The 25,462-nt window shown below is 68.0% G+C and carries 22 protein-coding genes; 12 read left to right on the top strand and 10 right to left on the bottom strand.

What is annotated here, in order from left to right; all coding sequences use genetic code 11:
• Positions 1–19 precede the first annotated feature (19 nt).
• Positions 20–487, bottom strand: a complete 468-nt coding sequence (locus tag ACQI46_RS10665; RefSeq protein ID WP_427093968.1) for a winged helix-turn-helix transcriptional regulator — start codon at positions 485–487, stop codon at positions 20–22.
• A 93-nt stretch (positions 488–580) separates the two neighbouring features.
• Here ACQI46_RS10665 and ACQI46_RS10660 point away from each other — a divergent pair, with 93 nt between their 5' ends.
• Complete coding sequence (locus tag ACQI46_RS10660) at positions 581–1,771, top strand: thiolase family protein (RefSeq protein ID WP_427093967.1); 1,191 nt, start codon at positions 581–583, stop codon at positions 1,769–1,771.
• Here ACQI46_RS10660 and ACQI46_RS10655 read toward each other — a convergent pair.
• Genes ACQI46_RS10655 through aspS form a run of 3 tightly spaced genes read right to left on the bottom strand, consistent with a single transcriptional unit; the run spans position 1,749 to position 4,923 of the window.
• Positions 1,749–2,672, bottom strand: coding sequence for a DUF4436 family protein (locus tag ACQI46_RS10655; protein WP_427094201.1), 924 nt, complete (start codon positions 2,670–2,672; stop codon positions 1,749–1,751). The genes ACQI46_RS10660 and ACQI46_RS10655 overlap by 23 nt on opposite strands.
• A 56-nt stretch (positions 2,673–2,728) precedes the next feature.
• Positions 2,729–3,151 carry a nitroreductase family deazaflavin-dependent oxidoreductase gene (locus tag ACQI46_RS10650; protein ID WP_427093966.1) on the bottom strand — a complete coding sequence of 141 codons (423 nt, stop codon included), beginning with the start codon at positions 3,149–3,151 and terminating at the stop codon, positions 2,729–2,731.
• Complete coding sequence (gene aspS, locus ACQI46_RS10645; RefSeq protein WP_427094200.1) at positions 3,148–4,923, bottom strand: aspartate--tRNA ligase; 1,776 nt, start codon at positions 4,921–4,923, stop codon at positions 3,148–3,150. The genes ACQI46_RS10650 and aspS overlap by 4 nt, the downstream gene beginning before the upstream one ends.
• A gap of 120 nt (positions 4,924–5,043) precedes the next feature.
• Between aspS and ACQI46_RS10640 the strand changes: the two genes are divergently transcribed.
• From ACQI46_RS10640 to ACQI46_RS10630, 3 genes are read left to right on the top strand one after another with little or no spacing between them, the layout of a single operon-like run.
• Positions 5,044–5,541 (top strand): SRPBCC family protein, encoded by a 498-nt coding sequence (locus tag ACQI46_RS10640; RefSeq protein WP_427093965.1) that lies wholly within the window; start codon positions 5,044–5,046, stop codon positions 5,539–5,541.
• A 27-nt stretch (positions 5,542–5,568) separates the two neighbouring features.
• The gene (gene ypfJ / locus ACQI46_RS10635) at positions 5,569–6,465 is read left to right on the top strand and encodes a KPN_02809 family neutral zinc metallopeptidase (protein WP_427093964.1); all 897 of its coding nucleotides are present in this window, start codon (positions 5,569–5,571) and stop codon (positions 6,463–6,465) included.
• The gene (locus ACQI46_RS10630; RefSeq protein WP_427093963.1) at positions 6,458–8,110 is read left to right on the top strand and encodes a DUF885 domain-containing protein; all 1,653 of its coding nucleotides are present in this window, start codon (positions 6,458–6,460) and stop codon (positions 8,108–8,110) included. The genes ypfJ and ACQI46_RS10630 overlap by 8 nt, the downstream gene beginning before the upstream one ends.
• Here the strand turns inward: ACQI46_RS10630 and ACQI46_RS10625 are convergent.
• Entirely contained in the window at positions 8,088–8,972 is an 885-nt protein-coding gene (locus tag ACQI46_RS10625; RefSeq protein WP_427093962.1) for an acyl-CoA thioesterase, read from the bottom strand. The genes ACQI46_RS10630 and ACQI46_RS10625 overlap by 23 nt on opposite strands.
• 109 nt (positions 8,973–9,081) lie before the next feature.
• Here ACQI46_RS10625 and ACQI46_RS10620 point away from each other — a divergent pair, with 109 nt between their 5' ends.
• From ACQI46_RS10620 to ACQI46_RS10605, 4 genes are all read left to right on the top strand, one after another.
• Positions 9,082–9,723: a TetR/AcrR family transcriptional regulator gene (locus tag ACQI46_RS10620; RefSeq protein ID WP_427093961.1), complete on the top strand. Its 642-nt coding sequence runs from the start codon at positions 9,082–9,084 to the stop codon at positions 9,721–9,723.
• Between the two features lie 93 nt (positions 9,724–9,816).
• Positions 9,817–11,046, top strand: a complete 1,230-nt coding sequence (locus ACQI46_RS10615) for an amidohydrolase family protein (RefSeq protein WP_427093960.1) — start codon at positions 9,817–9,819, stop codon at positions 11,044–11,046.
• 45 nt (positions 11,047–11,091) lie between these two features.
• Positions 11,092–12,243, top strand: coding sequence for an acyl-CoA dehydrogenase family protein (locus ACQI46_RS10610; protein ID WP_427093959.1), 1,152 nt, complete (start codon positions 11,092–11,094; stop codon positions 12,241–12,243).
• Positions 12,240–13,499 (top strand): acyl-CoA dehydrogenase family protein, encoded by a 1,260-nt coding sequence (locus ACQI46_RS10605; RefSeq protein ID WP_427093958.1) that lies wholly within the window; start codon positions 12,240–12,242, stop codon positions 13,497–13,499. Before ACQI46_RS10610 ends, ACQI46_RS10605 begins: the two co-directional genes overlap by 4 nt.
• A 6-nt stretch (positions 13,500–13,505) precedes the next feature.
• On the opposite strand, the gene ACQI46_RS10600 is transcribed toward ACQI46_RS10605, so the two are convergent.
• Together ACQI46_RS10600 and ACQI46_RS10595 are read right to left on the bottom strand one after the other, a co-directional pair.
• Positions 13,506–15,611: a hydantoinase B/oxoprolinase family protein gene (locus ACQI46_RS10600; RefSeq protein ID WP_427093957.1), complete on the bottom strand. Its 2,106-nt coding sequence runs from the start codon at positions 15,609–15,611 to the stop codon at positions 13,506–13,508.
• Between the two features lie 2 nt (positions 15,612–15,613).
• Positions 15,614–17,746 carry a hydantoinase/oxoprolinase family protein gene (locus ACQI46_RS10595; protein WP_427093956.1) on the bottom strand — a complete coding sequence of 711 codons (2,133 nt, stop codon included), beginning with the start codon at positions 17,744–17,746 and terminating at the stop codon, positions 15,614–15,616.
• 112 nt (positions 17,747–17,858) lie between these two features.
• Between ACQI46_RS10595 and ACQI46_RS10590 the strand changes: the two genes are divergently transcribed.
• Positions 17,859–18,449: a TetR/AcrR family transcriptional regulator gene (locus tag ACQI46_RS10590; protein ID WP_427093955.1), complete on the top strand. Its 591-nt coding sequence runs from the start codon at positions 17,859–17,861 to the stop codon at positions 18,447–18,449.
• Here the strand turns inward: ACQI46_RS10590 and ACQI46_RS10585 are convergent.
• Positions 18,412–19,665, bottom strand: coding sequence for a multidrug effflux MFS transporter (locus ACQI46_RS10585; protein ID WP_427093954.1), 1,254 nt, complete (start codon positions 19,663–19,665; stop codon positions 18,412–18,414). The two genes, ACQI46_RS10590 and ACQI46_RS10585, sit on opposite strands and share 38 nt — an antisense overlap.
• An 80-nt stretch (positions 19,666–19,745) precedes the next feature.
• Here ACQI46_RS10585 and ACQI46_RS10580 point away from each other — a divergent pair, with 80 nt between their 5' ends.
• Positions 19,746–20,219, top strand: a complete 474-nt coding sequence (locus ACQI46_RS10580; protein WP_427093953.1) for a MarR family winged helix-turn-helix transcriptional regulator — start codon at positions 19,746–19,748, stop codon at positions 20,217–20,219.
• Between the two features lie 3 nt (positions 20,220–20,222).
• Here the strand turns inward: ACQI46_RS10580 and ACQI46_RS10575 are convergent, their stop codons facing one another.
• Positions 20,223–21,236, bottom strand: coding sequence for an Rv2578c family radical SAM protein (locus tag ACQI46_RS10575; protein WP_427093952.1), 1,014 nt, complete (start codon positions 21,234–21,236; stop codon positions 20,223–20,225).
• Positions 21,237–21,290: 54 nt separating this feature from the next.
• On the opposite strand from ACQI46_RS10575, the gene helR reads away from it, so the two are divergent.
• Complete coding sequence (gene helR / locus ACQI46_RS10570; RefSeq protein WP_427093951.1) at positions 21,291–23,492, top strand: RNA polymerase recycling motor ATPase HelR; 2,202 nt, start codon at positions 21,291–21,293, stop codon at positions 23,490–23,492.
• Position 23,493: 1 nt separating this feature from the next.
• Here helR and ACQI46_RS10565 read toward each other — a convergent pair whose 3' ends face one another.
• Positions 23,494–23,919, bottom strand: coding sequence for a hypothetical protein (locus ACQI46_RS10565; RefSeq protein ID WP_427093950.1), 426 nt, complete (start codon positions 23,917–23,919; stop codon positions 23,494–23,496).
• Positions 23,920–24,194: 275 nt separating this feature from the next.
• On the opposite strand from ACQI46_RS10565, the gene urtA reads away from it, so the two are divergent.
• Entirely contained in the window at positions 24,195–25,460 is a 1,266-nt protein-coding gene (gene urtA, locus ACQI46_RS10560; RefSeq protein WP_427093949.1) for an urea ABC transporter substrate-binding protein, read from the top strand.
• Positions 25,461–25,462: the final 2 nt, after the last annotated feature.

Genomic DNA, 25,462 nt, shown 5'->3' with positions numbered 1-25,462 from the left:
GTCACCGGTGCAGATCACGTCAGCGGGAGGCGACCCGGACGCCGAGGTCCTCGGCGGCGACGTCGTGGCCGTCCGTGCAGCGCAGCACCACGGTGGCCTCCGCCCCGCAGTCACGGTGGGTCAGCCGCAGGGGGCTGCCGCCGAGGTGCTTGCGTCCCCACTCGAACAGCGCCCAGACCACCGGCATGAAGTCGAGACCGGCCTCGGTGAGCACGTACTCCTCGCGGACCCGCCGACCCGGTTCGCGGTAGGGCTGCTTGGCCAGCAGTCCGGCGTCGACGAGGTCGGACAGGCGCGCCGACGTGGCGGCCCGGGTGATTCCGACGCGTTGCGCGAAATCGTCGAATCGTGTTGTGCCGTAATAGGCCTCACGCATGAGTAGCATCGCGGTCTTGGTACCGACCACGGTCATGGTCTTTTCGATCGGGCAGCGGCCGACCGCCGACCACGTGCCGCGGTCGACCAACGCGCCTTCCAGGACTGTCATCCACATCACTCCGGGCTGGGTTGTCTCAACTGAACTCAGGTGCTACACCTGAGTATAGCCAACAATACCCAGAGTTGAGTGCAGGAGGACACCATGTCCGATTACTCCGACCGCGACGCCGTCATCGTCGGCGCAGTACGCACCCCCGTCGGGAAAGGCAAGCCCGGCGGAGCGCTGCACGACGTGCTGCCCGCCGACCTCCTGGCGCACAGCCTGCGCACCCTGGTCGATCGCACCGGGATCGACCCGACCGAGGTCGACGACGTCATCGCAGGCGCGGTCACCCAGGTGGGCGACCAGGCCGCCAACATCGCCCGCAGCGCGGCGCTGGGCGCCGGCTTCCCCGAGAGCGTGCCCGGAACCACCGTCGACCGGCAGTGCGGCAGCAGTCAGCAGGCCGTCAGCTTCGCTGCCCAGGGCGTGTTGGCCGGCGCGTACGACGTCGTGATCGCCGCCGGCGTGGAGTCGATGAGCCGGGTTCCGATGGGGTCGTCGGTGCTGCCCGGAAGCAACCCGTTCGGCGCCGGAATGACCGCGCGCTATCCGGAATCGCTGGTGCCGCAGGGCATCAGCGCCGAACTGATCGCAGCCAGGTGGCAGCTGTCGCGCACCGAGCTCGACGAGTTCTCCGCCGCCAGCCACCAGAAGGCCGCCCGCGCCGCCAAGGACGGGCTGTTCGACGCCGAACTGGCCCCGATCGCCGGGCTGTCGGTCGACGAGATCGTCCGCCCCGACACCACCGTGGGGACGTTGGCGCGCCTGCGGCCCGCGTTCCACAGCGACGCGATGGCCGAGCGGTTCCCGCAGATCGGCTGGAACATCACCCCGGGCAACAGTTCTCCACTGTCCGACGGCAGCGCCGCCCTGATGATCACCAGCGGTGCAGCAGCGCGCCGACTGGGTCTGCGCCCGCTGGCCCGCATCCACACCACCGTTGCCGTCGGCTCCGATCCGCTCTACATGCTCACCGGCGTCATCCCGGCCACCGAGAAAGTGCTGGCACGCGCCGGACTGTCGCTGTCGGACATCGACCTGTTCGAGGTCAACGAAGCGTTCGCCCCCGTGGTGCTGGCGTGGGCGATCGACACCGGTGCCGACCTGGCCAAGACCAACGTCAACGGCGGGGCGATCGCGATCGGACATCCGTTGGGCGCCAGCGGTGCCCGCATCATGACCACCTTGGTCAACGCGCTGCACCAGCGCGGCGGACGCTACGCGCTGCAGACCATGTGCGAAGGCGGCGGCATGGCCAACGCCACCATCATCGAGCGTCTGGACTTCTAGGCGGCGCGAGCTCGCCTTTGGTCTGCCGCCACCAGGCGGCGATGAAGATGACCATCGCGCCGGCCAGGGCCAGGAGGACCCAGAGGATGACGGCCAGGTCGACCCAGGATCCCGGCGGCGGTGAACCGGGCAGCACATTGCGCAACGGCACCACCGCGAACAGCATGGCCGCGAACCAGGTGATGAACGGCGGCAGGAACTTTCGCCGACCCAGCAGCATCTCGATGGCCACGAACAACGCCGTGGCCGGCAACACGAGCAGCACCAACAGGATCCCGACGTCGATGGCGTGGGCACCGCGGGTGCGTTCCAGCGTGAACTGGACCCGCTGGATGGGGCCCCAGGGCGCCTCGAGCGTGCCGACATCGCTGTCCACCATCCAACCGTTCACGTTGCCCGCAACGATGATCCGCGCGTCGATCTTGCGTCGGTCGGGCCCCTCGCTTAGGAAGACCTCGACCCCGTGCACGTTCGTGGTGTAGGTGTCCAGCGGCCAATGGTCGGGATCACCGACAGCGGTCAGTTCCACCTTCGACGAGCTGCTGGTCAGGTCGTCGCGCACATAGATCAGCTCGTGGGTATCGGTCCATGAGCTCAACCGCACAACGGGATTGCCCATCGCTTCCGGACCATTCGCGACCAGATCCTGGCCGGGATGAAACAGCACGTCCGCGGTGAGCAGGTTCTGGGCGGTGTCCAGTTGGTGCAGACGGATGATCACCGACGTCTGTTCATCGACAGAGGATTCCGAGAACTCGAAAGGCGCCGGCGGGGATTCCAGCAGCCGGTACCCGACAACCGACGCGATGTAGACCGCGAGTACAGCGAACACCGTCGTCAGGACCGTGGCGCGCTGAGCGCGGGTGGGACGCGGCGTGGACTTGGGCTCCTCAGGGGCCATCACCCGCGGATCGTATCGTGGTGTGGTTAGACGGGCTGTCCTTTGCGCGAGGAACTTTATGCGCGGGCGAGCTCGAACACCGGGATGGCACGTGTGGTGTTGGCCTGGTACTCGGCGAACACCGGAGCGTGCTCGACGATCTTCGGGTAGACGACGGCACGCTCGTCGGCCGGCAACTCGCGGGCGCGGACGTCGTAGGTCTCGGTGCCGATCTCGATGCGCGCCTCCGGATGGGCGCGCAGGTTGTGCACCCAGGCCGGGTTGTTCGGCGCCCCGGCATAGGAGCCGACGATGATCACCTTGTCGTCGATGGTCATGTAGGCCAGCGGAGACAGACGCGGCTGTCCCGACTTGGCGCCGGTGCTGTGCAACAGGAGCAACGTGGCGCCCTCGAACTGGCCGCCGACGCGCCCGCCGTTGGCGCGGAACTCGTCGACGATGTTGCGGTTGAAGTCGTCGAGCGAAGGAATCTCGGTCACGCCTTGTCCAGCTGATCCGGCTTGGCGTCTATTCCCGATTCCTTGCGCTGCTGCGCGGTGATCGGGGCCGGCGCATCGGTCAGCGGGTCCACGCCGCCCCCGGACTTCGGGAACGCGATCACCTCGCGGATCGAGTCGACTCCGGCCAGCAGGGCGGTGATGCGGTCCCAGCCGAACGCGATCCCGCCGTGTGGCGGTGCGCCGAAGGTGAACGCGTCCAACAGGAATCCGAACTTGTCCTGGGCTTCGGCGCTGTCGATGCCCATCATCGCGAACACCCGCTCCTGGACGTCGCGACGATGGATACGGATCGAGCCACCGCCGATCTCGTTGCCGTTGCAGACGATGTCGTAGGCGTCGGACAGCGCGGCGCCCGGATCGGTGTCGAAGGTGTCCACCGACTCGGCTTTGGGCGAGGTGAAGGCGTGGTGCATCGCCGTCCACGCGCCTGAACCGACGGCGACGTCACCCGAGGCGGTCGCGTCGTCGGCGGACTCGAACATCGGGAAGTCGACCACCCACGTGAACGCCCACGCGTTGGGGTCGATCAGGTCCAGACGCTTCGCGATCTCGATGCGCGTCGCTCCCAGCAGCGCGCGGGCGGCCTTCGCCGACCCGGCCGAGAAGAACACGCAGTCACCGGGATTCGCGCCGACATGGGCGGCCAGCCCGGCGCGTTCGGCGTCGGACAGGTTCTTGGCCACCGGCCCGCCGAGTTCACCGTCCTCGCCGATCAGCACGTAGGCGAGGCCCTTGTGGCCGCGCTGCTTGGCGAACTCCTGCCACCCGTCGAGAGTGCGTCGCGGCTGCGACGCGCCGCCGGGCATCACGACCGCGCCGACGTACGGGGCCTGGAACACGCGGAACGGGGTGTCGGAGAAGTAGTCGGTGCACTCGACCAGTTCCAGCCCGAACCGCAGGTCCGGTTTGTCACTGCCGAAGCGGCGCATGGCCTCGGCGTAGCTGATCCGAGGCAACGGCAGCGGCAGGTCGTAGCCGATCAACGCCCACACCGCCCGCAGGATCTCCTCGGACACCGCGATGACGTCGTCGGCGTCGACGAAGCTCATCTCCATGTCGAGCTGGGTGAACTCGGGCTGACGGTCGGCGCGGAAGTCTTCGTCGCGGTAGCAGCGGGCGATCTGGTAGTAGCGCTCCATGCCGGCGACCATGAGCAGCTGCTTGAACAGCTGCGGGCTCTGCGGCAGCGCGTAGAACGACCCCGGCTGCAGGCGCGCGGGCACCAGGAAGTCGCGCGCCCCCTCGGGGGTGGAGCGGGTCAGCGTCGGCGTCTCGATCTCGACGAAGTCGTGGGCGTCCAGCACGCCCCGGGCCGCGGCATTGACCTGGGAACGCAACCGCAGCGCCCGGCCCGGCCCCTCGCGGCGCAGGTCCAGGTAGCGGTACTTCAGGCGCGCTTCCTCACCGGCGGTCTCGTCGAGTTGGAAGGGCAGCGGCGCGCTCTCCCCGAGCACGGTGAGCTCGGTCGCGTTGACCTCGACCTCGCCGGTGGCGATCTCGGGGTTCGCGTTGCCTTCGGGGCGGATCTCCACCACGCCCGTCACCGCGACACAGAACTCCGCGCGCAACCGGTGGGCCGCAGCGAGCACGTCGCCTTCCCGGAACACCACCTGGGACACCCCCGAGGCGTCACGCAGGTCGATGAAGATGACCCCGCCGTGGTCACGTCGACGTGCCACCCAGCCCGCCAGCGTCACGGTCTGGCCGGCATGAGTGGGCCGCAGCGATCCGGCGGCATGACTGCGCAGCACGAAGTACTCCTGTTCACGGGGGAATGTCAACGGTTCAGTCTAGAGGTCGAGCAGTCTGCCTCCACCGCGCGGACAGCTCCACCCGGCCAGACCAGTCACCATGACCTAGTCTGTATGGCCATGCAGGCCTGCGAGCGCGTCGACCTGAGCTTCGTCGAGTCCGCCCCGTTCCGATTCGTCAGCACGGTGGACCTGGCGATCACCCCGGAACAGCTGTTCGAGGTGCTCGCCGACGCGCAGTCGTGGCCGCGGTGGGCCACCGTCATCACCGACGTGACGTGGACCAGCCCGGAGCCCCGCGGAATCGGCACCACCCGCAGGGTGACCATGCGCGGCGGCATCGTCGGCGACGAGGAGTTCCTGGCCTGGGAGCCGTACCGGCGCATGGCTTTTCGGTTCAACGAGGCGTCCACCAACAGCATCGCCGCGTTCGCCGAGGACTACCGCGTCGTGCGCACCCCCGGCGGCTGTCATCTGACCTGGGTGATGGCGATGCAGCCCAAGGGCCTCGCCGCGCGCGTCGGCATGACTCTGGGCCGGCCGGTGATGGGCGCGATGTTCCAGAAGTTCCTCTACAACCTGCGTGACTACTGCGCGAAACGGTTTGCCATCGCCTGATCTGCGCGGTGTGCGAAGCTAGCCGGCATGACCTTCAACGAAGGCATCCGCATCGACACCAGTACGGCCTCGTCCAGTGGAGGCACCGGCCGCGGCCCCGGGCGCGGGATCGCCGTCGGCGGAGGCGTGGGCGGGCTGCTGATCGTGGTGGTGGCGCTGCTGCTCGGGGTGGATCCGAGCACGGTGGTGCCGCAGCAGCAGTACAACGCCGACGGCTTCACCGCCCCCGGGTTCGACGTCGCGCAGTGTCAGACCGCCGCGGACGCGAACAACATCGTGGAGTGCCGGGTGCTGGCCACCGGAAACTCGCTCGACACCACTTGGGCGCAGCTGCTGCCGGACCGCTACACCCGGCCCGGCGTCCATCTGTTCAGCAGCGATGTCGAGACGGCATGCGGTTATGCCACCAGCGAGGTGGGCCCGTTCTACTGTCCGGCCGATACGACCGCCTACTTCGACGTCGGATTCTTCGGCGTGTTGCAGAACCAATTCGGTTCCAGCGGCGGACCCTTGGCGCAGGAGTACGTGGTCGCCCACGAGTTCGGCCACCACGTGCAGAACCTGCAGGGCGTGTTGGGCCGGGCGCAGGGGCCGGGCGCCCAGGGTGCCACCGGCGCCGGGGTGCGCACCGAACTGCAAGCCGACTGCTACGCGGGGGTCTGGGCGCATTACGCAGCAACGACCAAACAGGAGGGCACCGACGTGGCGTTCCTGAAACCGTTGACCGACCGTGACATCGAGGACGCGCTGTCGGCGGCCGCGGCGGTCGGTGACGACCGCATCCAGGAGGCGGCCACCGGCCGGGTCAACCCGGAAGCCTGGACCCACGGCTCGTCGGCCCAGCGGCAGAAATGGTTCACCGAGGGGTACCGCACGGGCGACCCTGGGGCCTGCGACACCTTCTCGGCGGCCGATCTTGGGTAGGCCCGCCACCGCCGTCGACGGCGTCGCCGAAGGGTATCTCGAGACGCTCGCGGAGCTCGATCCCTGCGCGGCCACCGACATGGGGATCGCCGGCCATGACGAGGACATCACCGACTACTCCCCCGACGGCGTCGCCGCGCGCGCCGACGCAGCGCGCGACGCGCTGCGTCAGCTGGAAAAACTCACGGCCGCAGACGATGTCGACAAGGTCACGATGGCAGCGATGCAGGAGCGCCTCGGCGTCGTCATCGCGCTCAACGACGCCGGCCTCGACGTCGGCGAACTCAACGTCATCGCTTCACCTTTGCAGTCGATGCGCAACGTGTTCGACCTGATGCCCACCGAGACCGAACACGACTGGGCCGTCATCAGCCGCCGGTTGTCCCGGCTCCCCGACCGGGTGGCCGGATATGCCGAGGGGCTGCGCGCCGCGGTGACTGCCGGGAATCCGCCGGCCGTGCGGCAGGTGGCGCGCGGCATCGATCAGTCGACGAGCATCCAACAGCTGCTGGTGGATCTGGTCGCCGAAGCGGTGCCCGACAACCGGGCACTGCACGACGAACTGCAACGCCACGCCGCCAACGCCGCGCACGCCTACCGGGAGCTGGGCCGGCTGCTCGGCGACGAGATCGCACCGCACGCCCGGGTCGAGGACGCCGTCGGCCGCGACGCATACCAGTTGTGGTCGCGCGCATTCCTCGGCGCCGACGTCGACTTCGACGAGACCTACGAGTGGGGCCTGTCGTTGCTCAACGACATTGTGGCCGAACAGGAGTCGCTGACCCGGCAGCTGTATCCCGGTGCGTCGGTCGGCGAGGCGCTGCGCCGTCTGGACCAGGAGGAGCGCTACCTGATCCACGGCGTGGACGCGCTGCAGGTCTGGATGCAGGACCTGTCCGACCGGGCCGTCGATGCGCTGGCCGACACCGAGTTCGACATCGCCGACCCGCTGCGCCGCCTCGAGTGCCGGATCGCACCGACCCACACCGGCGGCATCTACTACACCGGGCCATCGGAGGACTTCAGCCGGCCCGGCCGGATGTGGTGGTCGGTGCCCCATGGGGTGGACACGTTCCACACCTGGCAGGAGACCACGACGGTGTTCCACGAGGGCGTGCCCGGTCATCACCTGCAGATCGGTCGCGCGGTGCTGCTGGCCGACCAGCTCAACCGGTGGCGCCGGCTGGCCTGCTGGGTCTCCGGGCACGGCGAGGGTTGGGCGCTCTACGCCGAACGGCTGATGGCCGAACTCGGCTGGCTCGACGACCCCGGCGACCGCATCGGCATGCTCGACGCCCAACGTTTCCGCGCGGCGCGGGTGGTCATCGACATCGGTGTGCACTGTGGGCTGCGCGCGCCCGACGGCGGCGTCTGGGACGTGGAGAAGGCGTGGGCCTTTCTGACCTCGCACAGCGCTATGAACGCCGAGCACCTTCAGTTCGAACTCGACCGGTACCTCGGGTGGCCGGGCCAGGCGCCGTCCTATGCCATCGGCCAGCGGATCTGGCAGCAGCTCCGCGCCGAGATGACCGGTAAGGGCATGGCGCTGAAGGACTTTCACCGCCATGCCCTGGATCTGGGCGGACTGCCGCTGGAGGTGCTGCAGTCCGCGCTGCGATCGGCTACAGCCTCGACTGCTCCTTGATCGCGGTGTCGGTGGTCCGCAGCGGCCGGATCAACCCGTCCTGGGTGAACGACGCGATGAGCTCGCCGGCCTCGGTGTGCACGGTGCCGCGCACGTAGGACATTCCGGCGCCGACCTGGGTGCTCTCGTGGCTGTAGAGCAGCCATCCGTCCCAGCGGAACGGTTCGTGGAAACTGACCGACACGGTCATCGGGGCGGTCGACACGGTCAGGTGCGCCTGACTCGTTCCGATGCCCTCGTGCGCGCGCATGGTCGTCGAGATCCCGAGGTGGCCGGTGAAATACGCGACGAGCGCTTTGGCCAGATCGTCGCGCGAGGGGATCGGGTCGTAGTGCAACCACGCGTGGAGTTCCGGCGGACCCACCTCGTCGGGGCTGTTGACGTCGACGACGTCGACCAGACGCAATTCGCGGCCGACCATCGGCATCGACGAGACGTGGGCGTCGGCGGGACCGGCCACGTCGGGTTTGGGCACGTGGTGGCGGATGACGTCTTCGGTCGGCACGTCGGCCAGCACCGTGGTGGTGATGCACCGCTTGCCGTTCTGCACGGCGGTGATCACCGCCGAGGCCGTGGAGCGGCCGGCACTGATCACGTCGACCTGCAACTCGACCGGGCCCGCGCTGACCATCACCGCACGCGCGAACACCGAATACACCGAGCGGATCGACTTGTCGGGGAACTGCTTGGCAGCGGCCACGATTGACGCTGCGAGGATCTGCGTGCCCTCGACCACCTGGCGTTCGTCCTCGCCGGCCGGTCCGGCCTGCGCGATATAGGTGTCCGTCCCGCTGGGCTCTGCGTCGAACAGGTCCAGCAGGCCCTGCACGGTCCACTGTGTTTGCGCTGATTCCGTCGTCATCTGTGTGCTCGCCTCCGCCGAATTGACTGTCGCACGAACAGTAACCGAGCTTCGCCGATAGCGGTAACGTCATTACCGACAACTGGCGAGCTGCGGAAGGATGGCGTCGATGGCCGCGAAGGGCTCGAGGGCGACCCCGAGGGCGACGGCGTCCGCCAAGGACTCCGGAGACCAGGACGAGTCGCGCGCCACCCGCTTCATGCGCTCTGCGCTGGCGATTCTCGGGGAGACGGGCCGCACCGACTTCACCGTGCTCGAAGTGGTCGAGCGGTCCAAGACGTCGCTGCGCGCGTTCTATCAACACTTCGCCACCAAGGACGAGTTGCTGCTCGCGCTGGTCGAGAAGATCATGGCCGACGCCACCGACCGGTGGCGCGTCGAGACCGCGTCGCTGCCCAGCGCCGAAGCGCTGCGCCGGCTCATCGAACGCATCGGCGCGCCCGCCGAGTCGTCCACGCAGGACAGCATCAACCGTGGCCTGACCTACTACAACGACCACCTGCTCGAACACCGGCCCAAAGAGTTCGCCAAGGTTCTCGCGCCGCTGCATCAACTGGTCGCCGACATTCTCCGCAGAGGTGTCGCCGAGGGCGCCTTCCGCACCGATCTGGACGTCGACACCGACGCAGCGATCCTGATGCAGACCGTGCTCGGCGCATTGCGGTTGCGTGAGCTCGGCGCGGAGCTGAACGGGGTGCCGATCGACGGGGCTCACGTCTACACGCTGTGTGTCCGCGGACTCACCGGATAGGGCACCGTTACACCCCTGCGTGGTAATGTCGTTACCACCTCACGGTAATGCCGTTACCAGCCCAGGCAAATACGCACGTCAGGAGGTCACCCAATGCCGTCACGGAATCTCGACTATCCGGTGTTCGACGCCGACAACCACTTCTACGAGCCGAAGGAAGCGCTGACGCAGTTCCTTCCGGACCACCGCAAGGGCGTCATCGACTACATCGACGTGCACGGCCGCACCAAGATCGTCGTGCGCAACCACATCAGCGACTACATCCCGAACCCGACCTTCGAGGTCGTCGCCCGTCCCGGTGCGCAGGAGGAGTACTTCAAGCACGGAAGCGGCGGCAAGAGCTTCCGCGAGGTGATGGGCAAGCCGATGAAGGCCATCCCCGCGTTCCGCAATCCCGAAGCACGCCTCGAGGTCCTCGACGGACTGGGCCTGGACTACACCATCATGTTCCCGACGCTGGCCAGCCTGGTCGAGGAGCGCATGAAGGACGATCCGGACCTGATCCTCGACATCATCCACGCGCTCAACCAGTGGATGTACGAGACCTGGCAGTTCGATTACCAGGGACGCATCCTCTCGACTCCGGTGATCAACCTGTCGGTCGTCGACCGCGCGCTCGAGGAACTCGAGTGGTGCCTGGAACGCGGCGCCAAGACCGTGCTGGTGCGCCCGGCGCCGGTGCCCGGGTACCGCGGCACGCGGTCATTGGGCCTGCCGGAGTTCGACCCGTTCTGGGACGCCTGCGTCAAGGCCGGAATCCCGGTCTGCATGCACGCCTCCGACAGCGGCTATGCCCAGTACCTCAACGACTGGGAGCCCGCCGACGAGTTCCTGCCTTTCCGGCCCACGGCATTCCGGATGGTCGCGATGGGCAAGCGTCCGATCGAGGACACCATGGCCGCGCTGGTCTGTCACGGCGCGCTGTCGCGCAACCCGGATCTGCGCATCCTGTCGATCGAGAACGGCGCGTCCTGGGTGCCCTACCTCTTCTATCAGTTCGAGGACGTGTACAAGAAGATGCCGCAGGAGTTCCCGGAGAACCCCATCGAGGCCTTCAAGCGCTGCGTCTACGTCGCCCCGTTCTGGGAGGACGACTTCGGCAAGATGGCCGAGTTGCTCGGCATCGACCGTGTCATCTTCGGTTCCGACTGGCCGCACCCGGAGGGCCTGGCGGACCCGATCACGCTGGTCGACCAGCTCGAAGAGAACGGACTCGACGAGGCCGGTATCCGAAAGGTGATGGGCGGCAACCTGGTTGACCTGTTCAAGGTCGAGAACAAGAAGGTCCACAACCCCGAGGTCCCCGCGTTGGTCATCGCCTGACCTCGGCGGCCCACCCCCACCAACGATGACCGACGAGGAGCACGCATGACCGTGGCCGATCCGGAACAGATGCTGTTCGTATCGACGACCCAGACGTTCCTGGAGAAGCAGGCGTCCCTGACGCACGTGCGTGGTCTGCACGCATCAGAGGTTTCCTTCCAGCCCGAATGGTGGCAGCGCGCCGCCGAATTGGGCTGGACCAGCCTGCTGGTGCCGGAGGAACTCGGCGGCGGCAGCGTCTCCGGTGGGGTGTCGGGTGGAGTCCAAGACCTGGCGCTGGTGGCCGAGCAGATCGGTCACACCGTGGCACCGGGTCCGCTGCATCCGGTCAGCGTGGTGCTCGCGGGGCTGGTCGAGGCGCCCGAGGGCCACGAGGACAGCATCGAGGCGCTGATCGCCGGGGAAGCGGTCGCTTCGTGGGCGGTCTACGAACCGAAGCGGCCGTTCGCCCCCACCGATCCGACCGAAGTGTCCACGGTCGCGGTCCGCACCGACAGCGGCTTCCGCATCGACGGGATCAAGGACCGCGTCGAGGCCGGCGCGGAGAGCACCTCGGTGCTCGTCGTCGCGGTCTGCGACGGTGAGCTGCGGCAGTTCCTCGTGCCCACCGACGCAGCCGGTGTCACCGTGACCTCGCAGGCATCGGTCGACCTCGTCAAGCGTTACGCGCGGGTGGAATTCAACGGCGTCGAGGTCGACGCGTCGGCAGCAGTCGGCACCGCCGAGCAGACACCGGCGATCATCGAGCGGCAACGCCAGATCGCGCTGATCCTGCAGTGTGCCGAGCTGGTCGGCATCCTCGACGCCGTGCTGACGATGACCAACCAGTGGCTCTTCGACCGGCACAGCTTCGGCCGGCCGCTGGCGTCCTACCAGGCACTCAAACACCGTGCCGCGGACATGAAGATGTGGTTCGAAGCCTGCCGGGCCACCACCGCCGGCGCCGTGGACGCGGTCGCCAACCGCTCGGCCGACGCGGCCAAGCTGGTCAGCGTCGCGAAAGCCTATGTCGCCGAACGCACTCCGGTGATGCTGCAGGACTGTGTCCAGATGCACGGCGGGATCGGCGTGACGTGGGAACACGATCTGCATCTGTATCTGCGCCGGGCCGCGCTCTACCGGGCGCTGTTCGGATCCCCCGAGGATCATCACCGCGCGGTGTACGCCTTGAGCAGGAAGACGGAGACCTCCGCATGACCGAGACCGCCACCGCGACCACCACCGAGTCGGTCGAGGAGTTCGCCGCCCGGGCCCGTGCCTGGTTGGCCGACAACATGCCCCGGATCGACCCGGAGCGTCCACCGTTCTCGGTGCGCGCCGAGCAGTCGTCCTGGGACCGCGCCAAGGAACTGCAGAAGCGCCTGCACGAGGGCGGCTTCGCCGGCATCTGTTTTCCCCGCGAATACGGCGGCCTGGGACTGGATTACGCCTACCAGAAGGCGTTCAACGCCGAGTGCTACTGCTACGAGATGCCCCTGATCCTCAATGTGCCGTCGTTCACGATCTGCGCGGCCACCATCCTGGACATGGGCAGCGAGGAACAGAAGCGCGAACGTATCTCGGCGGCCATCCGCGGCGAAGAGATCCTGGTGCAGCTGCTCTCCGAACCCAACGGCGGATCCGATCTGGCCGGGGTGATCACCCGCGCCGAACGCCAAGGCGACAAGTGGGTGATCAACGGTGCCAAGACCTGGAGCACCAGCGCGTTCGCCGGCGACTACGGGCTGATGCTCGCGCGCACCGACTGGACCGTGCCCAAGCACGAGGGCCTGACCATGTTCCTGGTGCCGCTCAAGGCCCCCGGGATCACCATGCGTCGGATCAAAGAGGTCAACGGCAACGAGGAGTTCTGCGAAGAGTTCTTCGACAACCTCGAACTGCCGCTCGACGCCGTTGTCGGCGAGGTCAACGACGGCTGGACCGTGGCCTCGCGCCAACTGCATCACGAGCGACGGGCGGTCGGCGGCGGATCGGAGTTCGCCAGCGGTACCGCCGCGGAGAACGCCAGCGAGATGCCGCCCGACCACATCGGGTTGGCCGAGCTCACCGGACAGGCCGACAACGCCGTCGTGCAGGACCTGGCCGGGCGCGCGCTGACCCGCCGCATCGTCAAGGATCAACTCATCGAGCATGTGTTCCGCGGCATCACCAGCGGCTCGCTGCCCCCGAACGCCGGCACCATGATTCGGCTGTTCCACGCCGAGACCACCGAACTCGAGGTCGACACGGCACTGGCGATCGCCGGCACCGCCGGCGTCGTCGACGAAGGCGGTGACCTCGAGGGTCTGCTGGAGATCGGTGTGCGATACCTGTCGCGTCAGACGGGTTCGATCGGCGGTGGCACCTCGGAGATGGCGCGCAACGTCATCGGCGAGCGCATTCTCGGGTTCCCCCGCGAGTTCGCCGCCGACCGCGGCGTCCCGTTCAACGAGGTCAAACGCAACAAGAGCTGATCGGTCTCACCGTCCGGCCAGTTCGAACTCCTGCAGCGGCTCGTCAGTGCGGGCGCGCACTTCGACGGCGAGCAGCGCGCCGCAGCCTGGGCACGCGTACGCATCGGCCCGCAGGCCGGGGTGCAGTCGCACCTTGGCGCCGAGGTCCTCGGCCGCCAGTTCGGCGTGACAGGCCTGCCGTTTCCAGCCGTGGCCGACCGGCGCCAGGACAGTCCCGCAGTCACACGCGTACACCGTGCTTTCCAGACCGTGCGCCAGAACCAGGTGATCGCCGAGTTTCGTGGTGTTCTGCGGCAGCCGAGTCCGCACGTTGTGCCCGCCGGGCGCGCGGCTCCAGCTCTTGCGCTCGGCCCGCGTACGGTCCCGCAGGGCCGCGGTGGCCGCGTCGTCGACACCGTCGCCGTCGACGACGACGCGGTAGTACCGCTGTGCGCCCTCGGCGGAGATGCGGCCGGCGCGCACATCGGCCGCCACGTCGTGCGGGTCCGCATCGAGCGGGTCGCCCCAGCCGCCGCCGCCGTGGAAGCTCCAGTCGACGACATCGCCGGCGTGGAACTGCAGCTCCCCGGGCGAGCCGGTGAACACCTCGCGCTCGCCGGAAGCCCGCTCGATGGTGACGTGGTGTGTCGACCCGGGCAGGCCGCCGTGCACGCCGTAGGTCGACGGCATCGACATGCTATGGCCGGCCATCACCGCATGCATCGAATCGGCATGGTGCAGTGTGAAACTCGACGAGACCGACACACCACCGTGGTGACGTCCCGCTCCCCCGCCGTCGGTGTTCGCCGACCGACCCAGGTACCGGATCGGGAAGATCGACTCCTCCCCTTCGACGTTGTTGAACTGCGCGGTCAGGATCTCGTGTGGCCCGCGGTAATCCACGCCGTTGGAGCCGACGTTGGCGCCGCCACCGCCGGCGAGCACCTCGGTGATCGCGCCGCCGAACGGCTCGCCGTACTGGTTGCGGCCGGCGATGTGGCACACCATCAGGCCGCCGGTGGTGCCGCCGCGTGCCTCGGTGCGCAGGACATCGTCGGCGCTGACCAGATTCGACACCGCGGCGCTGGCGGTGTTGCAGACCATCGCGGTGGCACCCACGGTCGCGGCGCCACACGGCGCCGGGTGCTTTGCGTTGACGATGCTGCCCTCCGGGGCGGTGACCTCGATGGCCCGCATCACGCCGCTGTTCCACGGGATGTCGTGGGCCAGCAGCGGCAGGATCGAGGAGAACACGCCGCCGCGCAGTCCGGACATGGTGCAGTTGAAGAATCCCGGCAGCTGCTCGGCGGTGCGACCGTAGTCGAACACCAGCCGGTCGCCGTCCTTGCGAAGTTCCACTTCGACTCTGGCCAAGGTACTTTCGTGACCGTTGTGGTCGAAGTAGCCGCGCGCGCGGGTCACCGCGTCGGGCAGCGCACCCAGGCGCTCGCGCACCAGCGTTTCGGACCGGTCGAGCATCGTGGTCATCACGACGCGCACGGTGTCGGCGCCGTAGCGTTCGACGAGTTTGAGCAGCCCTTGTTTGGCGTGGCTGTTGGCGGCGATCATCGCCTTGAGGTCCAGGCCGAGGTTGGCCGGCAGCCGGGACGCCGCGAGGATCAGGTTCCAGACGTCCTGGCGGGTGCGGCCGCCTTCGACGATCTTGGTGGGCGGCAGCACCAGTCCCTCCTGATGGATCTCGCGCGCGGTCGGCGACCAGCTCGACGGGGTCATGCCGCCGATGTCGAGCACGTGCGCGCAGGTGCCGACCCAGCCGATGCGCTCGCCGTCGAAGAACACCGGTTCGAGCATGGTGATGTCGGGCATGTGCAGGGCGCCCTTGTACGGGTCGTTGGTGATGAAGACGTCGCCCTCGTCGATGCCGATGGTCTCGGTGCAGTCGGCGATGATGTGGTCGACCACGGTTTCCATCGAACCGGAGTGAAAGAGGTTGTGCGGGCCCATCGCAACGACTTCGCCGTCGGCCAGATAAACTCCGGTGTTGCAGTCGTTGGCCTCGGTCACCAACGGTGACCCCGAGACGTTCTTGAGCACCGCGGACTGCTGGGCGACGATGGCGGTGAGCCGGTTGCGGATGACCTCGTAGGTGACGGGATCGGTGGCGATGTCCATGGTCAGTTGCCCTTCGGGTCGTTGTTGATGACGGTGTTCTCGAGGTCGTCGATGACCGCGCCCTGACCGAGTCCGACGAAGATGGTGGTGCCGGGGTGCTCGATCACCGCGGGTCCCTGCACCCGGTCCCCCGGCCGCAACTCGGTGCCGCGCACGACGTCGGCCATCACCAGGCCGTGGTCAGGGCCGAGATAGATGGGACGCGACGACGGCATGTTGCCGACGCCCGCACCGGCGCTCACGACTCGGGTGACGCGTGGCTTGTCGAGCGCACCCTTGGCCTGCACCCGCAGCGACACGATCTCCACGCCGGCGCCGTGGAACAGTGCCTCGCTGCCGTAGAGGTCGACGAACTGCGTCTCGAACGAATTCAACAGCCGCGCAATCGAATCGGAGTTCAGCAGGCCGGGCTCGACCGGCACGCTCAACGTCTTGCTCTGCATCCGGAATCGGACTTCGGCGAAGCGGGAGATCACGATGCGCTCGGCGGCGGCGCCACCCTCCAACAGTTCCTTGCTGACTTCGGCTTCGAGTTCGGCGAAGTGCCGGTTGAATCGCTCCGGGTCGAACGCGTCCACCGCGCCGTGCCAGGTGGCCGAGTGCATCGGGTCGGAGATCTCGGCCGAGACGTGCAGGTCGCTCATCACCGCCCCGAAGGCGGAATGCACGGTGGCGGTAGCGGGCACGATGATCGACTGCGCACCGAGTTCGGCGCCGAACTGGTGGCAGTGTGAACCGCCGGCGCCGCCGTAGGCGAAGACCACGAAGTCCCGGGGGTCGTGGCCCTGGCCGACGGTCAGGGTGTCGAGCAGGTCGGCCATCCGGTGATCAGCGATGGACTTGATCCCCGCGGCGGCTTCCTGAACCGAAATACCCAGCGGCGCAGAGATCTTGTCGTACATGGCACGTTCGGCACCGTCGCGGTCGAGCGCGAAGGACCCACCGAGGAAGTACGCGGGGTCGATGATGCCGAGCACCACGTCGGCGTCGGTGACGGTGGGTTCGGTACCGCCGCGGCCGTAGCAGACCGGGCCGGGTACCGAGCCGGCGCTGGTCGGGCCGACCAGGAGTTGGCCGCCGACCACGCGGGCGATCGAGCCGCCGCCGGCGCCGATCGCGGTGACCTTCACGGCAGGCTTGAGCACCCGGTAGCCGTTGACCTCCTGGTAGGTCTGCACCACCGGCTCGTAGTCGGTGATCATGCCGACGTCGAAGGAGGTGCCGCCCATGTCGGTGGTCAGCACGTTGGGGGTGCCGATCTGGCGGGCCAGTTGGGCGCTGGCCAGCACGCCCCCTGCGGGACCGGACGTCAGGACCGAGACCGCGGTCTCTCCGCAGCGTTCCGGCGTGATGACGCCGCCGCCGGAGTCGAGGATGCGCAGTGAGCCGTTCAGTCCGCGCGCGCGCAGCGAGCCGTTGAGTTTGGTCATGTAGTCACGGACGGCAGGCCCGAGGTACGCGTTCAACGCCGTCGTCGCCGTGCGCTCGTATTCACCGAGCACCGGGGCGAGTTCGCTGGAGGTGCTCAGGTACACCTGCGGCGCCATCTCTCGGATGATCGCGGCGACGCGTTGTTCGTGGGCGGGGTTGCGGAACGACCACAGGAGGCACACCGCGATGGCGGCGACGCCGTCGTCGAGCAGTGCCTGCACCTGCGTGCGGACGTCGTTCTCGTCCAGGGCGACGATGACGTCGCCGCGGTAGTCGACGCGCTCGGATACCTCGCGGATGAGCTGACGGGGCACCACGGGCTCGGCGACGCGGCGCTGTGAGTCGTGCATGATCTCGTGCAGTTCGCGTCCGATCCAGTGGCCGTGTGCGCGCTGCATCAGGATGGTGTCGCCGAACCCCTTGGTGGTGATGATGCCGGTGCGCACGCCCTTGCGCTCGATCAGCGCATTGGTGGCCACGGTGGTGCCCAGGCCGAAGAACTCGACCTCGCTCAGGAGCGCGCCGGGTTCGCGACCCAGTTCCTTCTCGGCCAGTGCGAGTGCGTTGTTGACGCCTTCGGAGGGGTCTTGCGGCGTGGTGGGCGTCTTGAGCAAGCGGGCGGTGCCCGAATCGTCGAGCAGGACGGCGTCGGTGAACGTCCCGCCGATGTCGATGCCGACGGAATAGCGCGCGGCAGATGCCATGGGTGGCCCCTCTGTCTGTGTGGATGACTCGGCGGAGAACCCGCTCGAATGACGACGAATAATTTGACTTTACAGCCTGTTGTGCGAGTTGCTCCAGTGTAAAGTCGGTCACATGGCCACCCTGCGAGAGACGCAGAAGCAGCAGACACGTCGCCTGCTACTCGACACGGGCTTGGCACTGGTCAACGAAAAGGGCTACACCGCAACGACAATCGACGACATCGCGGCTGCCGCAGGGACCACACGCACCACTTTCTACCTGCACTTCAAGTCCAAAGCAGCGCTGATCAAGGAGCTGCTCGCCGAAGCCGATGCCGTGCTGACCGGCGACGACGACCCGCCCCTGGCGGAGGTGGTGCGGTCCGGGGATCGCATGATCATCAGCCGGTGGCTGGACCACAAGATCAGCCAGTGGTCACGGGTCGGGCCCTACCTGTTGGCTGCCCATCAGGCCGAGGCCAGCGAGGCCGAGGTCGCGGCGACCATCGCGTCCTGGTTCGACGGCACCATCGCCGCCATCCGGCGCGGCCTCGATGACGCCGGCCGCTTCGAACCGGAAAGCCGTTGGGTACGAAGCGCATTGGCGTTCGGCCAGTTCGAGTTCATGTCACGCCGGTGGTTCACCCGCGGATGGGAGGCCGACCGCGAGGTCTGCCTGCGGACGCTCACCGATTCCTGGTGCCACCTGCTGACACAGGACTGAGCGTCGGCACGGACGGGTCCGAGGTCTCGACCGCGTCGCGACCGCGGGTGAGCACCAGCAGCGCGGTGGCGGCCGCCACCGCACAGGTCAGCATCACCACCGCCATCGGCACGGCGCTGTGCTGGCCGGCCAGACCGACCAGCGGCGAGGCGATGGCCCCGAGCGCGTACTGCAGGAATCCCAGGATCGCCGAACCGGTTCCGGCCGCATGACGCACCTCCCCGACCGCCAGGGCGGTCGCGTTGGAGAAGATGAAGCCGACCGTGCCCATGAAACAGGCCATCAGCGTGATCGTCAGCCACGGCACCACCCCGGCGACGACCACGTTGAGCAGCATGGCCGTCGCCGCCACCACCATCGCACCGACCCCGCCGAGCAGCAGGGTGCGGGGTGCGATCGAGCGGACCAGTCGGGCCGACACGATTCCCGACGCCGCGACGGCCAGAGCGCAGGCGCCGAAGGTCAGAGCATAGGTCCGCGGCGACAGGCCGACGATGTTCTGCAGAACGAACGGCGAGGCCGAGATGTAGGCGAACATCGCCGCCGACGCGGCGCCGAGTGCCAGCGCATATCCGAGGAACCGTCGGTTCCCGAGCACCGAACCGGCGCTGTCGGCGAAGGCACGCAGTCCCGCCGGCCGTCGGTCGGCCTCGGGCAGAGACTCGGCGGCCAGCAGGTAGGCACCGACGAACATCAGGAGATTGAGTCCGGACAGCACGTAAAACACCGCCCGCCAGCCGAATTCGGCGACGACGAGACCGCCCGCCACAGGCGCGACGATCGGCGCGAGGACACCGATGACCATCATCACCGCATAGAGCTGTACCGCGCGCGTGCCTTCGGCACGGTCGGTGATGATGGCGCGTGCGATCACCACCCCGGCCGCTCCGGCGAAGCCCTGGACGAATCGCAGTCCCACCAGGATCTCGATCGACGGCGCCATCGCACACGCCACGCTCGCCAGGAGGCACACCACGATGCCGGCCAGCAACGGACGCCGGCGGCCGAGCCGGTCGGAGAGTTGGCCGATGACGAGCTGACCCACCGCCAGACCGGCCAGGAACGTCGTCAGCGTCAGCTGAACCACCGAGGCCGTGGTGTCGAACTCGGCGGCCATCTGAGGAAAAGCCGACATGTACATATCGACCGCGAACGGTGTCACCGCGGTCAGCAGCGCGAGCACCAGAACGAGCGGCACGGACGGCGGATGCTTCATGGACAACGACGGACAGCCTTCTTTTGAGGTATAAATGCTTATAACAGCATACATATGTCGTCATATGTTTGGAGTGTGAGATGGATGACGCCCCGCCGCCCTCGCGGGCCGAGGACTTACGTGCTCTCGCGCTGGTGATTCACGACTTGTCCTGGCGCATCGCACGTTTCGGTCCCGCGCAGGTGGGGGTGACGCCGCTGCCGGCCTCCGAGCTCGCAGTACTGCGAACCGTCATGGACCAGCCCGGGCGCAGCGTCTCCGAGGTCGCCCAGTCGCTGGCCATGCAGCAGAGCAATGCCAGCGCTGCCGTCCGCTCGCTGGTCGAACGCGGGCTGGTGGACAAACGCCCCGACGCCAACGATCGCCGCATCTCGCTGCTGGAGCCGACACCTCGCGCACTGTCCGAGCGCAGCCAGATCGAGGACGCGATCGCCGCGACCGTGTCCGCGGCGCTCGAGACGCTCTCCGCAGACCATGCCGCGGCGTTGCGCGAGGCCGTCCCCGCCATGCAGGCCCTGACCGAACAGGTCGGCGTGCAGGCCTGGCGGCTGTAGCGCTCAGAACAGCGTCGGTTGCGCCGGCTCGGCGGCGGCCACTGCCACCGGGGCGGTGACCGCCACCCGGGACGCGCCGGTGAGGCGGTGCTTGGCAGTCAGTGCGGCCGCCCGCTTCTGCAGCGTCGCGCGATAATCGGCGGGCAGGTAGGCCCCGCGCCGGTACAGCCGGCGGTACTCGCCCACGAGATCGGGGTGGTCGCGGGCCAGCCAGTCCATGAACCAGCCGCGGGTGCTGCCCCGCAGGTGCAGTCCGAACACCGTCACGCTGGTGGCTCCGGCGGCCGCGATACGCCCGAGCAGGTCGTCGAGGTGTTCGTCGGAATCGGTCAGACCTGGCAGCACCGGGGCGACCATCACATGACACCGCAGACCTGCGGCGCGGATGGCGGAGATGAGGTCCAGCCGGGCCTGCGGCGTCGGCGTCCCCGGCTCGAGGCGACTGTGCAGTTCGGCGTCGCCGACGGCCAGCGAGATCGCGACACTGACGTCGACGTGGCGCGCTGCATCGCCGAGCAATGGCAGGTCCCGTCGCAGCAGTGTGCCTTTGGTCAGGATCGAGAACGGGGTCCCCGACTCGGCGAGTGCGCCGATGATGCCGGGCATCAGCGCATAGCGACCCTCGGCGCGTTGATACGGGTCGGTGTTCGTCCCCAGCGCGACCGTCTCGCGCGTCCACGACGGACGACGCAGTTCGCGGCGCAGCACGTCGACGACGTTGGTCTTGACCACCAGCTGCGTGTCGAAGTCACGCCCGCAGTCGAATTCGAGGTACTCGTGGGTGGGCCGGGCGAAGCAGTAGCGGCACGCGTGCGAACATCCCCGGTAGCCGTTGACGGTGTACCGGAACGGCAGCATCGAGGCGGCAGGGATCTTGTTCAGTGCGGACTTGCACAGCACCTCGTGGAACGTGATCCCGTCGAATTGCGGGGTGCGCACCGTGCGCACCAGCCCGAGCCGCTGCAGCCCGGGCAGCGCTCCGTCGTCGACCTGGAGTGCCTGACCTGCCCAGCGCATACCTCATGCGAACACACGTTCGAATCCGTGTCAAGGAGCGGCTAGGCTGGTGCAGTGCCGCACCACCCTTATGACGACGAGCTGGCCGCCGAGCAGCGCTACGTGGACGGCCTGTACGCGCGGCTGGACGCCGAGCGTGTCCAGGTCAGAGACCGGCACGCCGCAGCGCTGCGCAGCGAGGTGGATCCGCAGAGCGGCTCCACGCTGGTGGAGCGCGACGCGCAGGTCCGCGCGACCGCCGCGCGGATGGACCGGCTCAACGTCGCCGACGCCGGCTTGTGCTTCGGGCGCCTGGACGCGCTGAGCGGCGAACGGCTCTACATCGGCCGCATCGGCATCCTCGACGACGGCGCCGACCGCGAACCGCTGCTGCTGGACTGGCGGGCACCGGCGGCGCGGCCCTTCTACACGGCCACCGGCGCGCACCCGGAGAACATGCGGCGGCGCCGGCAGTTCCACTCGATCGGACGGCGTCTGGTCGACTTCACCGACGAGGTGTTCGGACGCCCGCAGCAGGGTGAGGCCGGCAGCCAGCCCGGGCCGTCCAGCGACGTCGCGCTGCTGGCCGCGGTCAACGCGCCGCGCGGCGACGGGATGCGCGACATCGTCGCGACCATCCAGGCCGAGCAGGACGCGATCATCCGCCTCGACCATCCAGGCGTGCTCGTCATCGAAGGCGGTCCCGGCACCGGCAAGACGGTGGTCGCGCTGCATCGCGTCGCGTACCTGCTCTACACCCAGCGCAAGCGCATGGAGAGCCACGGCGTGCTGGTCATCGGACCCAACGCCGCGTTCCTCAGCCATATCGGCCGTGTCCTGCCGTCCCTGGGCGAGACCAACGTCGTGTTCATGACCACCGGGGACCTGGTGCCCGGCCGCCACGTCGCCGCACAGGACCCGCCGGAGGTCGCGCGCGTCAAGGGATCGCTGGCCATGCTCGACGTGCTCGCCGCCGCCGTCGCGGATCGTCAGCGCGTCCCGGCCGAACCGCTCCCGATCGACCTGTCCGACGTGTCGGTCCGCATCGATGCCGGGGTCGCCGAATGGGCGATCTCCGAAGCGCGGACCACCGACCAGCCGCACAACGACGCGCGCGCGACGTTCGTCGACGTCGTCACCTGGGCGGTGACCGAACGCGCGATCGGCAAGATCGGCCGCGGCTGGTTGACCCGCGACGACCGCGCGGCCTGGGAACACCTACGCGCCGACCTGCTCGATGAGCTCGAAGACCATGCCGGGTTCATCGCGGCACTCGAGGCACTCTGGCCCGTCCTCACCCCCGAAAAGCTGCTGTCCGAACTGTATTCGTCACCCAACCGCCTGCGCGCGGCCGGCGCCGACCCGGCCCTGTACCGCGAAGACGGGGAGGCCTGGACGGTGGCGGACGTCCCGCTGCTCGACGAACTCGTCGACCTGCTGGGCCGGGACAAGTCCGGTGAGGAGGCCGCCGAACGGGAACGCCGCGAAGAGGCCGCCTATGCGGCCGGCGTGCTCGACCTCATGGTCGACCGCGAAGACCTCATGGAAGACGAAGACCTGCTGCTGGCCCGCGATGTGATCGAAGCCGAGGACCTCGCCGAGCGGTTCCTCGAACGCGACACCCGCGAGCTCGCCGAACGCGCGGCGTCCGACCGGGAGTGGACCTACGGGCACGTCGTCGTCGACGAGGCGCAGGAACTCTCGGAGATGGACTGGCGGGTGCTGATGCGGCGCTGCCCGAGCAGGTCGTTCACCGTCGTCGGCGACCTCGCGCAGCGTCGGTCGGCGGCCGGAGCGCAGTCATGGGGCGCGATGCTCGAACGCTACGTGCCGGGCCGCTGGCAGTACCGCTCGCTGACCGTGAACTACCGCACGCCCGCCGAGATCATGGCAGTCGCCGCCGGAGTGCTCGCCGAGTTCGCACCGGGCGCGACCCCGCCGGAGTCGGTGCGAGCCAGCGGTTCGCCGCCGTGGTCACGGCGCGTCACCGATGCGGAATTGCCCGGGGCCATCGACGAATTCGTCCGGGACGAGGCCGGCCGTGCGGGCACCAGCGTCGTCATCGGGCCGGCCGACGTGCCCGGCGCGGTGACCCCGGCCGATACCAAGGGACTGGAGTACGACGCAGTGCTCATCGTGCACCCGGAACGGATCCTGGCCGACGGGCCGCGCGGCGCGGCCGACCTGTACGTCGCGCTCACCCGTGCGACGCAACGACTGGGTGTGCTGCACCGCGACGAGTTGCCGCCGGCCCTGACCGGGCTGACGCCGCGCTAACTCACCACTGGCCGAGCTGGCACCGCACGTTGTGCGGATCGTCGTGGTTGACCAGGACCTGGCCGTCCACGGCGATGTCGCAGTGCGCGTTCGGTGCGGCCTGCCCGCCACGGGCGGTGCTGCTGGCAGTCAGGATGGCCCACTGCGGATCCGCGAAATTCGCCTCGAACACCCACGGCACACCCGGAGCCAGCTGCACCTTCTCGCGCTTGGCGTAGGCGTACGCGTCGGCGTTGAAGGCCTGCATACTCGGCGGCTGCGCCGTCAGATAGAAGAGCTCGAACTCGTAGGCGCCGGCCGAGGTCACGGTGTAGCGGACCGTCTGGCCGTCCTGCGCGCCGGCCGCCGCCGGGTTGACCATTCCGGCGGCCGCCACCAATGCCGCTGCACCGAGCGCCGCCCCTACCTTCGCTGTAGCTGTTCGCATGTTGGTCACATCGCCGGACCGTACCCGATCGTTACAACCGTGGCGGTTTTACGTCGGCGAATTCCATGACGGCAAATGAGTTCCCGTCCGCGACACGGTTAATTTGTTCGTCACACACAGACACTTGACAGAAACACGGGCGCTCTAACGTCCCGATTTGACACCGGCAAGGTGTCGCGATCCCGGTCGCCGACAGTACTCGAAACGCAGCGTCTCATGGCGCCTCATCAGGCTTCATGTGCGGATAAGCGCTGTGCACACCAGAAAGGCCGCCCATGGAAGAACCCCGGCGCTTCACCTTCAGACGTTCCGCACTTGTTACCGGAAGTGTCGTCGCGGTGACGAGCCTGCTGTTGGCGGGATGCGGCAGCAAGGCCAGCGACTCCGACGCAGCAAATGCGCAGTCCTGCGTGGACACCTCCGGCGACACCATCAAAGTCGGCGCACTGAACTCTCTGTCGGGCACCATGGCGATCTCCGAGGTCACCGTCCGCAACGCCATCGATCTGGCGGTCGAGCAGATCAACGCCGCCGGCGGCGTGCTGGGCAAGCAGATCCAGCTGGTCGGTGAAGACGGCGCGTCCGAACCCACCGTGTTCGCCGAGAAGGCCGAGAAGCTGATCAGCAGCGACTGCGTTGCCGCGGTGTTCGGCGGCTGGACCTCCTCGAGCCGCAAGGCGATGCTGCCGGTGTTCGAGAGCGCGAACTCCCTGCTGTACTACCCCGTGCAGTACGAGGGCCTGGAGTCCTCCCCCAACATCTTCTACACCGGCGCCACCACCAACCAGCAGATCGTGCCGGCCCTGGACTACCTGAAGGAAAAGGGCATCAAGTCCCTGTACCTCGTGGGTAGCGACTACGTCTTCCCGCAGACGGCCAACCGCATCATCAAGGCCTACGCCGAAGCCAACGGCATCGAGATCAAGGGTGAGGACTACACCCCGCTCGGCTCGACGGACTTCTCCACGATCATCAACAAGGTGCGCACCGCCGACGCGGACGCCGTGTTCAACACACTCAACGGCGACTCGAACGTCGCGTTCTTCCGCGAGTACCGCAACGTCGGCCTGGCGCCGGCCGACATGCCGGTGGTCTCGGTGTCGATCGCCGAGGAAGAGGTCGGCGGCATCGGGGTGCAGAACATCACCGGACAGCTGACGGCGTGGGACTACTACCAGACCATCGACACGCCGGTGAACAACGAGTTCGTCGCCGCCTACAAGGCCAAGTACGGCGCCGAGAAGCCGACCTCGGACCCGATGGAAGCCGCCTATGTGTCGGTCTACCTGTGGAAGAACACCGTCGAGAAAGCACAGTCGTTCGACGTCAAGGCAATTCAGGACAACGCCGACGGTGTGAGTTTCGACGCCCCCGAAGGCAAGGTCACCATCGACGGCGAGAACCACCACATCACCAAGACCGCACGCATCGGCGAGATCCGCGCGGACGGCCTCATCTACACCGTGTGGGAATCGCCCGGACCGATCGATCCCGATCCGTTCCTGAAGTCCTACCCGTGGGCCGCCGGCCTGTCCGGCTGACC

Source organism: Mycobacterium sp. SMC-4 (assembly GCF_050205565.1).
In the GTDB taxonomy this organism is placed as follows: Bacteria; Actinomycetota; Actinomycetes; order Mycobacteriales; family Mycobacteriaceae; genus Mycobacterium.
This window is presented reverse-complemented; position numbering and strand designations above follow the sequence as displayed.